The organism is Pseudorhodobacter sp. E13 (assembly GCF_003991405.1).
Taxonomy (GTDB): domain Bacteria; phylum Pseudomonadota; class Alphaproteobacteria; order Rhodobacterales; family Rhodobacteraceae; genus Pseudorhodobacter.
In genome coordinates, this window is record NZ_RPEN01000053.1 from 1 (window position 1) to 255 (window position 255).

Consider the following 255-nt stretch of genomic DNA (forward strand, 5'->3'; position numbering starts at 1 on the left):
AGGTCGACGCCTGCATTGTCTTGCCCACCGGCCAAAGCGCCTTCGATCTGCGCGGCTTGGCTGACGGTCAGGTTGTCGAACGATGCGCCGGGCAGGATGCGTTCCGCTTTGATCGTGGTCAGACCCGACAGGCGGCCCGTATCAGTCATGGCAGAGGCGGAACCAACGGTGGCAAGGCCCAGAACAGTGGCGAGGATGATGCGTTTCATGGTGTTTTCCTTTTCAAATCAATCAGTCAGTCAGGGAGGGTTAGGC

Annotated in this window: 1 protein-coding gene; it reads right to left on the bottom strand. The window is 59.2% G+C overall.

The features are described from left to right. On the bottom strand, window positions 1–209 hold a 209-nt coding region (locus tag EGN72_RS00125), incomplete at its 3' end, for an NAD-glutamate dehydrogenase (RefSeq protein WP_148114234.1). Between the last annotated feature and the right edge of the window lie 46 nt (window positions 210–255).